This is a genomic window from Desulfofundulus thermocisternus DSM 10259, from assembly GCF_000686645.1.
GTDB lineage: Bacteria > Bacillota > Desulfotomaculia > Desulfotomaculales > Desulfovirgulaceae > Desulfofundulus > Desulfofundulus australicus.
This window is the reverse complement of the sequence record NZ_JMLG01000001.1, coordinates 237,609-249,906: the sequence shown is the minus strand read 5'-3', so window position 1 is coordinate 249,906 and position 12,298 is coordinate 237,609. Positions and strand designations below refer to the sequence as shown.

The following is a 12,298-nucleotide window of genomic DNA, read 5'->3' as shown; positions in this document are numbered from 1 at the left end:
AGTAACCCGGGGAGTGAGCCTGTGGCCATCAGCCTGTATATTCATGTTCCCTTTTGCCTGCGTAAATGCCATTACTGTGATTTTGTTTCCTATGTTTATGACCCGGAAGCCGCCCGCCGGTACCGGGTCGCTCTTTTACGGGAAATGGCCCTTTATCATGAACACCTGTCGCCGCAGGAGAGGGTTCTCAAAACCATTTTCATCGGTGGCGGTACACCCACCTGCCTGCCGCAGGGGGAGCTGGTGGCCATACTGGAAGGCTGCCGCCGTTATTTCCACTGGTCTTCCGGGGTGGAGGTAACTGTGGAAGCCAACCCCGGAACAGTGGACCTGTCCGGATTAAAAGCCCTGTATGCGGCCGGGGTCAACCGCCTTTCCCTCGGGGTGCAGGCGTGTTCGGAACACCTTTTGAAGTTGCTGGGGCGGGTCCATAGTTTTTCCCAGGCTGTGGAGGCGGTAAGGCTGGCCCGCCGGGCCGGTTTTGGCAATCTCAACCTGGATCTCATTTTTGCCCTTCCCGGTCAGAGCCTGGCGGATTGGAGAAAGTGCCTGGAAGAAATACTTATCCTGGAGCCCGAGCACATTTCGGCCTATGCGCTGCAGCTTGAAGAAGGAACACCCCTGGCCCGGGCGGTGGCCAGTGGCAGTATCCCCTGCTGTGACGAGGAAACGGAACTGGCCATGTACCGGGAGGTGATAAATTTTCTTACGGCCCGGGGTTACGAGCATTATGAGATCTCCAATTTTGCCCGTCCCGGTTACCGTTGCCGGCATAATCTATCCTACTGGCAGTATGAACCATATCTCGGCCTGGGCCCGGCAGCCCATTCCTGCCTGCGGGGGGAGCGCTTTTACAATACCTCTTCCCTGGAGGAATACCGGGCGACTCTTTCCTCAGGAAAATTGCCGGTGGCCGGCCGCGAGAAATTATCCCTTCCCCTAATGATGTCGGAAACAGTGTTTTTAGCTCTTCGCCTCAGGGAGGGGCTGGACCTGGAAAAATTTAGAGCCCGTTTTGGGAAAAATATTGAAGAGGTATTTGGGGATCAAATCCAGAAGTTAAAGGAAGCGGGACTCCTGGAAGTTTGTTCCGGGCATTTGAGGTTAACTCCGCGGGGCTTACCCCTGGCCAACCTGGTTTTCCAGGAATTTGTGCTGCCTTGACAAATGTTCAGCCGGGTGCTATGTTAAACTTAACAGGGTTTAGCACTCAATGCGATCGAGTGCTAACAAAGGGGGTGTTAAGGGTGAGAATGGATGCCCGCAAGCAGGATATCCTTCTGGCCATTATCACCGATTACATTGCTACCGCTGAACCGGTGGGTTCACGCACAATTGCCCGGAAGTACCGTTTGGGGATCAGCCCGGCTACCATTCGTAATGAGATGGCTGATCTTGAGGATATGGGTTATATCGAACAACCCCATACCTCTGCCGGCCGGATCCCTTCAGAGCTGGGCTACAGGTATTACGTGGATTATTTAATGAAACGGCAGGAGCTAACCCCCGAGGAAGAAGGACTGATCCGGGAAAGCTACCATCAAAAAGTCCGTGATGTGGGAGAGGTAATCCAGCGGACAGGTCAGTTGCTATCCCAGTTAACCCAGTATGCTGCCATGGTAATGCCGCCCAAAATCGGTACCAGCAGATTTAAATATATCCGCCTGGTTCAACTGGGTTCCGAACAGGCCATGCTGGTGGCGATCATGGATAGCGGTATCGTACACCACCGGATTATGGAAATTCCCCGCGGGATAACCGCCGAGGACCTTGAGACCATCTCCACGGTACTCAATGCCAAACTCCAGGGCCGTACCATGGATAGCATAAAGCTTACTCTGGTCAAAGAAATTTACCTGGAGCTGATTAAGCACAGGAAGATTATAGAAATGGTCATGGAGCTTTTACAGGATAGTCTGACCAGGCTGCCGGAGGAAAGAATATATCTCGGTGGGATTCTCAATATCTTAAACCAGCCCGAGTTCCGTAATGTGGAGAAAGTAAAAACCCTGCTCAGCCTGCTGGAACAGGAAAGCCTCCTGTGCAATTTGCTGGCAGATGATGTGGGCAGGGAAGGCGTTACCGTGCGCATCGGGCGGGAAATTCGCTGCCGGCAGATGAGCAATTGCAGTATGGTGGTGGCCACCTACCGCCTGAAAGGGAAGCCGGTTGGGACCATAGGTGTTCTCGGGCCAACCCGCATGGATTATGCCAGGGTGGTCACCGTGGTGGAGCATTTAACCAAAAACCTGTCCCGCGCCCTGGAAAATCTCCTGGGTGGTTGGGATAAATAAGGAGGAACAGGGTTTTGAGTCTCAAACAGCAGGCCAGCACGGGTGCGGAAGTGGATGAGCGAATGGCGGCCCTGGTCACCAATGCCAATGCCGTTCGGGCCATTGCTTCCGCCGTAGAGGGCACCCTGGGTCCAAAGGGCCTGGATACCATGCTGGTGGATAAATTTGGGGAAGTAGTCATCACCAATGACGGTGTTACCATCCTTACCATGATGGAGGCCAACCATCCGGCGGCCCGGATGGTGATCAACGTTGCCAGGGCCCAGCAGGAGGAAATTGGTGATGGCACCACTACCGCTACCGTCATGGCCGGGGCCATGGTCGGCACCGGGGTGGAGCAGGTGGCCCGGGGGGTGCCTGTGGCCCGGGTTATTGAAGGTATCCGGGCAGGAGTTAAACGCGGCCTGGAAATCATGAAGCAAAAGGCCCGGCCGGTGGAAGATTTGAACGATCCTTTAATTTATCAAGTTGCCCTGGTGGCCGGGAGAGGGCATGAGGATATTGCCGATCTGGTGGTACAGGCGGCCAGGATGATCGGGCGGGAAAAGCTTCTGGACCGTTCTTTTCGCTTTGCGGATACGGTGATGGCTCAGGAAGGGGCAGATAACCAGGTTTTTATGGGCGTAATTGTGGATAAGGAACCCATGAACCGCCAGATGCCCCGCGAACTCGCAGATGCGCAGGTGCTGGTTATCGATGATGCCCTGGAGCCGGAGGAGATCGAGGAGGAAGCTCTGGCTACCGAAGCCGGTTTTGCCAGGTATATGGAATTGCAGAACCAGTTTCGGGATAACATACAAAAGATTATTGACCTTAAGGTGGGCCTGGTGCTGGTTGACCGGGGCGTTCATGATCTGGCTGAAGAAATGCTTACCGATGCCGGGATTATGGTTGTGCAGAGGGTGGCCAACAAGGAACTTCGCCGGGTGGCTGAACACACCGGGGCCCGGATGATCAAACGTACCGGCCTGAAAAAGGATCTGGAGCAGATTAAACACTATCTCGGCCGTTGCCGCCGGGTTTTTCATGATGAAAAGCTGGAGCAGGTCTGGATCCAGGAAGGTGGCGGCAGGCCCATGGCTACGGTTCTGGTAGGTGCCGCCACTGCGGAAGTGGTGGGGGAAAGGGAGCGCATTGCCAGGGATGCGGCCTCCGCCGTCCAGGCTGCCGTGAGGGGAGGAGTTGTTCCCGGCGGTGGGGCCATTGAGCTGGCCGTAGCCAGGGAGGTGGAGAAAACCCGGGCCTCCATGCGCGGCATGACGGCCTACGGAGTGGACTGCGTCATAGAAGCTCTGAAACGCCCGCTGGCCCAGATTGTGGCCAATGCCGGCTTTAACCCGCTGGAAAAGGTTGGCGATGTCATGGCTGCCCAGGTAGAGACGGGAAATGAGGCCCTGGCCGTGGATTGCGATACGGGCCAGGTGGCGGATATGTATGAACTGGGTGTGGTGGATCCCGTCCTGGTGAAGACTTATGCCTTTAAAGCAGCGGGGGAAATTGCCGAAGCTATTTTGCGGATAGATACCATTATCAAGAAGCGGGAGGACAAAGAGGCAGGTCTCAGGCAGGCGACGGATATATAAGGCTTGTGAGGTGTGCGGAGATGGAAGAGAAAAAAATCCCTCAGGGAGAGGCTGAAAATACAGAACATAATAATGAAGCCGGTTCTCCCGGTGCTGCCGATGAGCCCGGCAGTGCGGTTCAGGGTTCTTCTCCTGGCCAGGTTGATTTGCCGGAAACAGAAGGGGAGGAGACAGCGGGAGAACAGGGGCAGGAAGAGGTGGATGTACAGGAACTGGAGCGGCGCCTGGCCGAGCAGACAGCCCTGGCCCAGGATTACTTTCAGAGGCTGGCAAGGATGCAGGCCGACTTTGAAAACTACCGGCGCCGCATGAACAGGGAGCGGGAGGAATGGTTTAAGTATGCCTCGCAGTCCCTGGTAGCCGAGCTTTTGCCCGTCGTGGATAACTTTGAGCGGGCACTGGCAGCTAAAGAGGATGATCCGGCCCAGGTGGTGGCGGGGGTGGAGATGATTTACCGCCAGCTCATGGATGTACTCACTAGGGAGGGGCTTTCTCCGGTTCCGGCTGTAAATGAACCCTTTGATCCTGCCAGGCATGAAGCAATCATGCAGGAAGAGACCGATTCTTACCCGGACAATACGGTAATCGAGGAATTGCGCCGGGGCTATTATTTTAAGGACCGGCTGTTGCGGCCGGCCCTGGTCAAGGTAGCCCGCGCGGTATCAAAACAGGAAAACAACCAATGAGGATAACGGGAACAAACAGACCAGCAGTATCTGTTAAGGAGGTCGTGATAAATGGGGAAAGTTATAGGTATTGACCTTGGAACAACCAACTCCTGTATGGCCGTTATGGAAGGTGGCGAGGTAATAGTTATTCCCAATGCGGAGGGGGAGCGCATAACTCCCTCTGTGGTGGGCTTTACCAAAACGGGTGAACGCCTGGTCGGCCAGCTGGCCAAGCGCCAGGCGGTGAGCAACCCGGAACGTACTATCAGGTCTATTAAGCGGCATATGGGTACCAACTACCGGGTAAAAATTGACGATAAGGAATACACTCCCGAGGAAATCTCGGCCATGATTTTACAGAAATTAAAAGCCGATGCCGAGGCCTATCTGGGGGAAAAGGTGGAAAAGGCAGTTATCACCGTACCTGCTTATTTTACCGATTCCCAGCGGCAGGCTACCAAGGATGCCGGTAGAATTGCCGGCCTGGAAGTCCTGCGCATAATCAACGAACCTACCGCCGCTTCCCTGGCCTACGGTTTGGATAAGGAAGAGGATCAGACCATCCTGGTATTCGACCTGGGTGGAGGTACCTTCGACGTATCCATACTGGAGCTGGGGGACGGCGTTTTTGAGGTCAAGGCCACCAGCGGTAACAACCGCTTGGGCGGTGATGACTTCGACCAGAGGATAATGGACTGGCTCATAGAGCAGTTTAAGAAAGAGACAGGCATTGACCTGCGCAATGACCGCATGGCCATGCAGCGGTTGAAGGAAGCTGCAGAAAAGGCCAAGATAGAGCTGAGCAGTGTTACCACGACCAACATCAACCTCCCCTTTATTTCTGCCGATGCCAGCGGCCCCAAGCATCTGGATGTAACCCTCACCCGGGCCAAATTTGAGGAGTTAACCGCCGACCTGGTGGAAATGACCATGGGCCCAACGCGGCAGGCCCTGGCCGATGCGGGGCTGGAACCTAAGGATATCCACAAGGTAATTCTGGTAGGGGGTTCCACCCGTATTCCGGCTGTTCAGGAGGCCATACGCAAGTTCCTGGGCAAAGAGCCATATAAAGGAATTAACCCGGATGAGTGCGTGGCCATCGGGGCAGCCATCCAGGCAGCAGTGCTGGCCGGCGAGGTTAAAGACGTTTTGCTCCTGGACGTGACACCACTTTCCCTGGGTATTGAGACCCTGGGGGGTGTGTTTACCAAGATCATTGAACGGAATACCACTATTCCCACTTCCAAAAGCCAGATTTTTACCACCGCTGCTGACGGGCAGACTACGGTGGAAATCCATGTGCTCCAGGGTGAACGCCCCATGGCCGCTGACAACAAGACCCTGGGTCGGTTTACCCTTACCGGAATACCTCCGGCACCCCGGGGAGTACCGCAGATTGAAGTAAAATTTGATATAGACGTAAACGGTATTGTAAATGTTTCCGCCAAGGATCTGGCAACTGGCAAAGCCCAGAGCATTACCATCAGCGGTACTTCACGGCTTTCGGAGGAAGAAATCCAGCGCATGGTTAAAGAGGCAGAAAAATATGCCGAGGAAGACCGCAAGCGGAAAGAAGAAGCCGAACTGCGCAACCAGGCCGATAGCATGATCTACCAGGCTGAAAAAACCATCAGAGACCTGGGCGATAAAGCCGATAAAGCCAAGGTGGAAGAAGTCAAAAAAGCCGTGGAAAGGCTTAGAGAAGCCCTGGGCGGCAAGGATACGCAGCTGATCAAGTCCCGCATCGAGGAATTGACCAAACCCCTGTATGAACTTTCGGCCCAGCTTTACCAGCAGCAGGCCCAGCAGGCGCAGGCAGGCGGTAGCAGTGGTGCTGCTGGTTCCGGTAGTGAAAAAGTGGTGGATGCGGATTACGAAATTAAAGATGATCAGAAGTAATTGGCAGCAGCCATTAAAATGTTGTATAATACTCCCGGATGTGCTTTAGCGTCGTTAATTGTCCTGCAGGTGTTTTCTGGCCGGTGGTCCTGAGACGACTGCCGGCCAGGTTTGCATTGTTACCGGGAGTTTTATTTAAACGAGTATAAAGGTACGTTCAGGTGGTGGTAACGCCATGGCAAAGCGCGACTACTATGAAATCCTGGGGGTGTCCCGGGACGCCACGCAGGAGGAAATCAAAAAAGCTTACCGCAAGCTGGCCCGGCAGTACCACCCCGACGCCAATCCCAACGATAAGGATGCGGAGGCCAAGTTTAAGGAAATAACTGAAGCCTATGAAGTCCTGAGTGATCCGGAAAAACGGGCTCAGTATGACCGCTTTGGCCATGCCGCCACCGGTAACCAGGGGTTTGGCGGGTTCGAGGGATTTGGTGGTTTTGGAGGGTTTGGTACCGATTTCGGGGGCCTGGGAGATATATTCGATATGTTCTTTGGCGGGTCTACCCGGCACAGGCGCGGCCCCGAAAAAGGAGCAGATATCCGGGTGGATCTGGAACTCTCCTTCAAAGAAGCTGCTTTTGGGCTGGAGAAAGATATCCGGGTACCCCGTATGGAGCCATGCAGCACCTGCAACGGTACCGGGGCTGCTCCTGGGACGCGCCCGGTAACCTGCCCGGTGTGTGGAGGCACCGGCCAGGTGCAGTTTGCCCAGAGCACTCCCTTCGGGCGCATTTTCCAGTCCCGCACCTGTGATCGCTGCCGGGGTGCAGGTCGCATAATTGAAAAACCCTGCGCCAACTGTCATGGGAGCGGGCAGGTTCACCGCACCCGCACCATTCACATCAAGATTCCTGCCGGTGTGGATGATGGGACAAGGTTGCGGGTGGCCGGTGAAGGAGAGGCCGGTCTGAGGGGTGGGCCGCCGGGTGATCTCTATGTCTACATTCACGTCCGGCCCCACAAGATCTTTAAGCGTGAAGGCAATGACGTGCTTATGGAGTTGCCCATTTCCTTTGCCCAGGCTGCTTTGGGTGATGTGGTGGAAGTGCCCACCCTTGAAGGCAAGGCAACCTTACGTATTCCCGAAGGTACGCAACACGGCACTGTTTTCCGCCTGAGGGGCAAGGGCATCCCGGATTTGGGCGGTTATGGGCGTGGTGACCAGCTGGTGCGGGTTAAGGTGATGGTCCCCACCAGGTTGAGTGAGGAACAGAAAAAGCTTTTGCGCCAGTTTGCCCGGTTGAGCGGTGAAAATCCGGCCGGGGTGGAAAAAGGTTTCTTTGATAAAGTTAGAGATGCTTTTATGGGATGATGGGGGGCCGGTGTGTTTGGAGTGGCTGGAAATTGCCGTTACCACTCCCGGCGAGTGGGTTGAGGCAGTAAGCAATATATTCATCGAGCTGGGTACCGGCGGGGTGGCCATCGAGGACCCCGCCCTCTTTTCTTTATACCTGCAGGGGGCAGAAGACGAGGTGGCCCTGGATCCTTCCTCTCTTCCCCGGGAACCCGTGGTGAAGGCTTACCTGCCGGTTGATGAAAATCTTGATGTGCGTGTTGCTACCCTGAAGAGGCGGCTATTTGCCCTGGCCGGTGAGGATGTCTTTAACATCAGGACCAGGAGAGTCATGGAAGAAGATTGGGCCCGGGCCTGGAGGGATTACTATAAACCTGTGCCTGTGGGAAGAAGACTGGTGATAAAACCGGCCTGGGAAGAATATCCGGCACTCCCGGGACAGGTGGTAATTGAAATGGATCCGGGGATGGCCTTTGGTAGTGGTACCCATCCCACTACACAGCTCTGTCTTACCCTGATGGAAGATATTTTATCCGGTGGAGAAGTGGTGGTGGATGTGGGTACCGGATCGGGTGTTCTGACCATAGCAGCTGCCCTGCTGGGAGCGCGCAGGGTGGTGGCTATAGATAATGATCCGGTGGCTGTATCGGCCGCCCGGGATAATGTGAAATTGAACCGGGTACAGGATAAAGTTGAAGTTTTATGCAACAACCTGCTGGACGGGGTGGCCATTACCGCCGATGTGGTGGTGGCCAACATCGTGGCTGACGTAATTATTCGCCTGATCCCGCAGGCAGTCGGGATTTTGAAGCCGGAGGGGCTATTTATTGCTTCGGGCATTATCAGGGGGCGGGAACGGGATGTGGTCGGGGCACTGGAAAACCATGGATTTAAAATCGTAGACCGTCGTTGCCGCGGTGAATGGTACGCACTGGTCGCCCGCGGGGGGTGCCGGCCATAGGTTATTTCTTTGTTTCTCCGGAGCAGATTACCGGCAGGCGGGTGATCATCACCGGTTCCGATGTGGTGCATATTTCCCGGGTACTGCGCCTTGTGCCGGGAGATGTGATTACAGTTATGGATGGGCAGGGCAACGGTTACCGGGTAAGATTGACCGGTTCTGATCGTGGTGTGGTCGAAGGAGAAATCCTGGAGCATTTTATTCCCGGGGGAGAAGCTCCTTTAAGGGTAACGCTGATACAGGGGCTTTCCAAGGGCGATAAAATGGACATAATTATACAGAAGAGCACCGAACTGGGTGTGTCCTGTATAATTCCCCTGGCCTGCACCCGCTCCGTGGTCCGGCTTGCGCCGGACAAAGCCCGTGACCGCCAGCGGCGCTGGCAGCGAATAGCCCTGGAAGCTGCCAAACAGTCCCGCCGGGCCACCGTACCCCGGGTTGCCGGAATAATGGATTTGCCGGAAGCGCTCAACCTCATCCCACCGGGTGCACTGGCGTTGATGCCCTGGGAGGAAGAAAGGGAACGATCTTTAAAGGCCGTCCTCAGGGGGCGAACCTGCGAAGAGGTGTTTATTTTTATCGGGCCAGAAGGCGGGTTTGCTATGGAGGAAGTTGCCATGGCCAGGGAAAAAGGTGTTTACTCCGTATCCCTGGGTCCACGAATCCTGCGCACGGAGACAGCGGGGCTGGCCGCGCTGACCATGATCCTCTATGAACTGGGAGATCTGGGTGGAGACGGGTAACAATCCGGAGGTGAACGGCCATGACCAGGACGGTAGCTGTAACCACGCTGGGATGCAAGGTCAATCAATACGAATCCTCAGCCCTGGCCACCCTTTTCCGGGAACGGGGTTATAAAGTGGTGGATTTTAATGAACCGGCGGATATTTATATTATCAACACCTGTACGGTTACCCATCTGGGAGATCGCAAGTCAAGGCAGCTTATCCGGAGGGCTGCGCGCAGAAACCCCCGGGCCCGCTTGGTGGTAACCGGCTGTTATGCCCAGATTTCGCCAGAAGAGGTGCTGTCCATTCCCGGCGTGGACCTGGTGGTTGGAACCCGGGATAAGTTCCGCATTGTGGATCTGGTAGAGGAACTGCTCGAAGGTGAGCGGCAGCCCGGGGCCGTGGTGCGAGATGTCTTTCAGGATGTAGATTTTGAGGACCCGCCCGTGCCGGCCCTGCCGTCCCGGGTCAGGGCTTTCTTGAAGATTCAGGAAGGATGCAATAACTATTGTGCTTACTGCATCATTCCCTATGCCCGGGGGCCGTTGCGCAGCCGGGATCCGGAAAAGGTGCTGGCCGAAGCCAGGGAACTGGTGGCCGGGGGTTTTAAGGAGCTGGTGCTCACCGGTATTCATACCGGCGCTTACGGTCAGGATAAACCCGGCAGCCTTGACCTGGCCGGTTTAATGGAACAGCTGGCATTGATACCGGGGCTGTTACGCCTGCGCCTCAGTTCCGTGGAACCGATGGATATAACGGATAAACTGGTGGATGTTATGGCTACCAGTCCCAATATTTGCCGCCACCTCCATATTCCTTTGCAGAGCGGTGATGATACAGTCCTGGCCCGTATGCGCCGTCACTACACCACAGGCTGGTTTCGGGAACTGGTGCAGAAGGTGAGGGAGAGACTACCGGGAGTAGCGATTACCACGGATATCATCGTTGGCTTTCCCGGGGAAACCGATAGCCAGTTTGAAAATACCTTTAATTTTGTGCGGGAAATGGCTTTCGCCCGGTTGCATGTCTTCAAGTATTCACCCCGCCGGGGTACGGCTGCAGCATCATTTCCCGACCAGGTAAGTGCTCCGGTAAAAGAGGCGCGAAGCCGGCGCCTGATTGCCCTGGGGGAAGAGCTGGCCTGTTCTTTTGCCGCCAGCCATATCGGCCGTGAGGTTAAGGTACTGGTGGAAGAAGAGCTGCCGGGGATGCAGGGCTTTTACACCGGGTTGACCGATAACTACCTGCGGGTTAGCTTCCCTTCCCGGGAAGACGTTGTGGGTCAGCTGGTAACGGTTAAGGTGGCGGAAGCCCGGGGCCCGGACCTGAAAGGATGGATAATTTAAGCCTTACCTGCAGGATTAATAACTTTAGATGTTGAATAGGTTATTGCGCCACTTTTTACGGGAGGGAGGTGGTACGGTGCAGGATTGCATTTTCTGCAGGATTGTGCGCAAGGAAGTCCCGGCCGAGATTGTTTATGAAGATGAGCAGGTAATGGTTTTTAAAGATATCCAGCCGGCGGCTCCTGTCCACCTCTTGCTCATTCCCAAAAAACACATACCTACCTTCTTTGATCTGACAGAAGATGACGTTTCCCTGATCGGGCATGTGCAGCTGGTAGCAGGCCGGGTTGCCCGGCAGTTAAACCTGGAAGAAAAAGGTTTTCGCCTGGTCAGCAACTGCAAGGAAGATGCCGGGCAGCTGGTTTTCCATATTCATTATCACCTGCTGGGGGGCAGGACCCTGCAGTGGCCGCCGGGTTAAGCGTTCAGGGCCCGGGGCGATTTTGACCTGCAAAGCTTGCCGGAGCGAGCAGGAGCAATGGTACGGGATAACCGGAAAGTGGGGACAACACGGGGTTCTAACCCGGTTGACTTAATGGTGGGAATCAGTCTATAATGACATGGTATTTTGCAATTTCAGGTTGGGGGTTTTTTCAGTCTTATGAACAGCCTAACAGCCTGGCGGAGGGAGGGAAAAGAGCAGTGCCGGAAGTTCGTGTCGGTAAAAATGAAACTCTGGATAGTGCCCTCCGTCGTTTCAAGCGTTCCTGTCAGAAAGCTGGCGTCCTAGCGGAAGCCAGGCGACATGAGCATTACGAAAAACCCAGTGTGCGGCGGAAGAAAAAATCCGAAGCGGCCAGAAGGCGCAAGTACCGTTAATTTATCTGGCCGGGCCGGTAACTAGGAAAATTTACACGCACGTATAACATCGGCAGGAGAAGCCCGGTGCTGTAGTAAAGAGCGCCGGGTAATTTTACACCTTTAACAGTTTGGTACCCGCGCCGTGGATCTACCCCGGCGCCCTGACGGATGGGGTGATCCATAAATAATGTCCGGTCAATTTTTTACCTGGTTGTCGGTGCTGGCATTTTTACTGGGGATAATTGCCCTGGTGCTGGAAATTTTCGTGTTTCCGGGTTTCGGTGTGGCGGGAGTGGCCGGGATAATTCTCCTGGCTTGGGGGGTATTGCTGCTGGCCGTGGACTTTACCCAGGCCACGGCTGCACTGGTGGTGGCCCTGGCCCTCACCATAGTGGTATTTTTCCTGGGGCTCAAATTCCTGTCCCGGTTAAATTTCTGGCAACGTTTAACCTTAAACACCAGGCAGGAGAAGGATAAGGGTTATACGGCCGGGCAGGAAGAGCTGGTTCAACTGGTACACCAGGCGGGGGTGGCCTTAACTCCCTTGAGGCCTGCGGGGACGGCGGAGATTGCCGGTCGGCGGCTGGATGTCGTTACCAGCGGGGAATACATCCCGGCCGGAACGAAAGTGCAGGTGGTGCAGGTGGAAGGAAACCGGGTGGTGGTACGCCGGGTAGACTACTGTTAACCGTGCTGAATATGGCAGGTTTCCAGTAGAACCACT

12 protein-coding genes are annotated in these 12,298 nt (G+C 55.2%); all 12 read left to right on the top strand.

From position 1 onward, the window contains the following. Window positions 1–21: 21 nt before the first annotated feature. The 12 genes from hemW to BR83_RS0101275 all read left to right on the top strand — a co-directional run bounded on the left by hemW (window position 22) and on the right by BR83_RS0101275 (window position 12,262). The gene (hemW, locus tag BR83_RS0101330; protein ID WP_027355568.1) at window positions 22–1,164 is read left to right on the top strand and encodes a radical SAM family heme chaperone HemW; all 1,143 of its coding nucleotides are present in this window, start codon (window positions 22–24) and stop codon (window positions 1,162–1,164) included. 83 nt (window positions 1,165–1,247) lie between these two features. Further along, complete coding sequence (hrcA, locus tag BR83_RS0101325; protein WP_027355567.1) at window positions 1,248–2,294, top strand: heat-inducible transcriptional repressor HrcA; 1,047 nt, start codon at window positions 1,248–1,250, stop codon at window positions 2,292–2,294. 14 nt (window positions 2,295–2,308) lie between these two features. Then, a complete protein-coding gene (locus tag BR83_RS0101320) occupies window positions 2,309–3,877 on the top strand; it encodes a TCP-1/cpn60 chaperonin family protein (RefSeq protein ID WP_027355566.1) in 1,569 nt (522 codons plus the stop codon). A 20-nt stretch (window positions 3,878–3,897) separates the two neighbouring features. After that, window positions 3,898–4,563 carry a nucleotide exchange factor GrpE gene (gene grpE, locus BR83_RS14685; protein WP_034634190.1) on the top strand — a complete coding sequence of 222 codons (666 nt, stop codon included), beginning with the start codon at window positions 3,898–3,900 and terminating at the stop codon, window positions 4,561–4,563. A gap of 51 nt (window positions 4,564–4,614) precedes the next feature. Continuing rightward, a complete protein-coding gene (gene dnaK / locus BR83_RS0101310; RefSeq protein WP_027355565.1) occupies window positions 4,615–6,444 on the top strand; it encodes a molecular chaperone DnaK in 1,830 nt (609 codons plus the stop codon). 175 nt (window positions 6,445–6,619) lie between these two features. Then, window positions 6,620–7,756 carry a molecular chaperone DnaJ gene (gene dnaJ / locus BR83_RS0101305; protein WP_027355564.1) on the top strand — a complete coding sequence of 379 codons (1,137 nt, stop codon included), beginning with the start codon at window positions 6,620–6,622 and terminating at the stop codon, window positions 7,754–7,756. A 16-nt stretch (window positions 7,757–7,772) separates the two neighbouring features. Beyond that, on the top strand, window positions 7,773–8,699 hold the full coding sequence (prmA, locus tag BR83_RS0101300; protein WP_027355563.1) for a 50S ribosomal protein L11 methyltransferase: 927 nt from the start codon (window positions 7,773–7,775) through the stop codon (window positions 8,697–8,699). Then, the gene (locus BR83_RS0101295; protein ID WP_027355562.1) at window positions 8,687–9,442 is read left to right on the top strand and encodes a 16S rRNA (uracil(1498)-N(3))-methyltransferase; all 756 of its coding nucleotides are present in this window, start codon (window positions 8,687–8,689) and stop codon (window positions 9,440–9,442) included. The genes prmA and BR83_RS0101295 overlap by 13 nt, the downstream gene beginning before the upstream one ends. 20 nt (window positions 9,443–9,462) lie before the next feature. After that, window positions 9,463–10,773, top strand: a complete 1,311-nt coding sequence (gene mtaB, locus BR83_RS0101290) for a tRNA (N(6)-L-threonylcarbamoyladenosine(37)-C(2))-methylthiotransferase MtaB (RefSeq protein ID WP_027355561.1) — start codon at window positions 9,463–9,465, stop codon at window positions 10,771–10,773. 76 nt (window positions 10,774–10,849) lie between these two features. Continuing rightward, on the top strand, window positions 10,850–11,194 hold the full coding sequence (locus BR83_RS0101285; protein ID WP_027355560.1) for a histidine triad nucleotide-binding protein: 345 nt from the start codon (window positions 10,850–10,852) through the stop codon (window positions 11,192–11,194). Window positions 11,195–11,415: 221 nt separating this feature from the next. Beyond that, window positions 11,416–11,592 carry a 30S ribosomal protein S21 gene (rpsU, locus tag BR83_RS0101280; RefSeq protein ID WP_013823688.1) on the top strand — a complete coding sequence of 59 codons (177 nt, stop codon included), beginning with the start codon at window positions 11,416–11,418 and terminating at the stop codon, window positions 11,590–11,592. 169 nt (window positions 11,593–11,761) lie between these two features. Beyond that, window positions 11,762–12,262: an NfeD family protein gene (locus BR83_RS0101275; protein ID WP_027355559.1), complete on the top strand. Its 501-nt coding sequence runs from the start codon at window positions 11,762–11,764 to the stop codon at window positions 12,260–12,262. The last annotated feature ends 36 nt before the right edge of the window (window positions 12,263–12,298 follow it).